Origin of the sequence: Gordonibacter pamelaeae 7-10-1-b (assembly GCF_000210055.1) — a bacterium.
In the GTDB taxonomy this organism is placed as follows: domain Bacteria; phylum Actinomycetota; class Coriobacteriia; order Coriobacteriales; family Eggerthellaceae; genus Gordonibacter; species Gordonibacter pamelaeae.
Genome location: NC_021021.1, coordinates 2,349,681 through 2,351,601 on the forward strand (window position 1 = coordinate 2,349,681; position 1,921 = coordinate 2,351,601).

The 1,921-nt window shown below is 66.7% G+C and carries 3 protein-coding genes; all 3 read right to left on the reverse strand.

The features are described from left to right. The coding region (locus GPA_RS11000) for an ATP-binding cassette domain-containing protein (protein ID WP_041239508.1) at positions 1-349 on the reverse strand (349 nt) is incomplete at its 3' end. Next, the gene (locus GPA_RS11005; protein ID WP_041239509.1) at positions 339-1,136 is read right to left on the reverse strand and encodes an amino acid ABC transporter permease; all 798 of its coding nucleotides are present in this window, start codon (positions 1,134-1,136) and stop codon (positions 339-341) included. The genes GPA_RS11000 and GPA_RS11005, both read right to left, overlap by 11 nt. 34 nt (positions 1,137-1,170) lie before the next feature. Then, positions 1,171-1,921 (reverse strand): transporter substrate-binding domain-containing protein (locus GPA_RS11010; RefSeq protein WP_197533096.1); only part of this gene is annotated, 751 nt, incomplete at its 5' end.

A 1,921-nucleotide genomic window follows, 5' to 3' on the forward strand; every position in this document is an offset into this window, starting at 1 on the left:
CTCGCGCGCGGGCCTCGTCCTCGGGTACGCCGTGCACCACGGAAAGCGGCAGGGCCACGTTCTCCAGCGCGCCCAGGTGGTGGAACAGCCCGCTCGCCTGGAACACGAAGCCCAGGCTCGCGCGGTAGGCGGGAAGCGTGCGCTCGTCGAAGTCCACGCGCTCGCCGTCCACCTCCACCGTGCCGGCCGTGGGCGCGATGAGCCCGCCCACGATGCGCAGCAGCGTGGACTTCCCGCCGCCCGAGGGGCCGATGACGGCGAGCGTGGTCACGTCGTCGTCGAAGTCGATGCCGCGCAGCACGGGCACGCCGTCGAACTCCTTCTCCAGGTGCTCCAGCCTAATGCGCATAGCCGAACCTCTTCTCGAAGCGCTTGCTCACGAACATGATGGGCAGCGTCAGGCACAAATACAGCCCTCCCAGCAGCAGAAAGCCGCCGAAGAAGTTGTAGTTCGTGGCCGTGATCTCGCGGATGGTCTGCGTGAGCTCGATGACCGCGATGACGGACAGGAGCGACGAGTCCTTCACGATAGTGGCGAACTGCCCGGTGAGCGCCGGCAGCGTGCGCGCCACCAGCTGCGGCAGCACCACGTGGCGCACCGTCTGCGTGCGCGTGAAGCCCACGGCCCGTGCCGCCTCCAGCTGACTCTCGTCGATGGACAGGAGACTTCCCCGCACGATCTCGGCGATGTAGGCGCCGGCGAACACGGACAGGATGACCACGCCCGCCACCACCTTGTTGTCGATGCCCCACGCCGTGCCGATGATGTAGTAGAACAGGTAGATTTGCACGAGCAGCGGCGTGCCGCGCACGAGCTTCACGTACAGGTCGCACAGGTAGCGCACGGGCAGCAGGCGCGCGCTCTGCCCCAGGGCCACGGGCACGCCTATGATCATGCTGGCCACGAGGCTGGCTGCCGAGAGCTCCACCGTGAGCAGAAAGCCGCTGCCGATGCGGTCGCGGTACTGCTCCACGAAGTCGAAGTTCAGCGTGATGCCGGCCATGCCGAGCGACGCCCAGAACACGGCGATCACGGCTGTGCAGACCAGAAGGTAGTTCGCCATGGCCTTGAGCGGCGGCGTCGCCTGGTCGGGCGGCGCCGTGAACGGGCGGGCGAGCGGGGAGGGTGCTTTCAACGGGCGCCTTTCTCGCAGTGGTCGGACGGCGCGGCTACTCGAAGTCGAAGAACCACTTGAAGCCCAGCTCGTCGAATGCGGCCTTCTCGTCGGCCAGGTGCTTCTCGGTCAGGCGGTCGAACTCGCCGTCGGCCTTGCTCTGGGCGATGAACTCGTTCAGCTGTGCCAAGAGCTCGTCGTTGCCCTTGGCCACGGCAATGCCCCACGACTCGGGATCTTGGAACGGGATGAACACGGCCTCGGTGGCGTCGGGGTTCTTCTGGTTGTTGCGGTAGATGGTGAGCTGGTCGTACAGGAAGCCGTCGGCCTTGCCCTGCACGACCTCGGTCACGCAGGCGCTCTCGTCGGCCAGGCGCACGATCTCGGCATTCGTCAGGTTCTTCGTGGCGAACACGTCGCCGGTGGAGCCGGTCTTCACGGCCACCTTCCTGCCGGCCTGGTTCAAATCGTCGATGCCGCCGATATTCGACTGGGCGTTCGCCAGGATGGCCAGCTGCGCCTGGGCGTAGGGGTCGGAGAAGTCCACCGACTCCTTGCGGGCCTCGGTGATGGTGATGGACGACATGAGGCAGTCGGCCTTGCCGGTCTGCACCATGGGGATGAGGCCGTCGAACGCGGTGTTCTCGATGACCACGTCGTAGCCGTACGCCGCGCCGAAGTCCTTCATGAAGTCGACGGACACGCCGGCGGGGTTGCCGGCGTCGTCCTTCGTCTCGAACGGGGATAGGCCAGCTCCATGGCCACGGTCAGCGTCTTCTTCGCGTCGTCGCCGGCCGGGGCGGCAT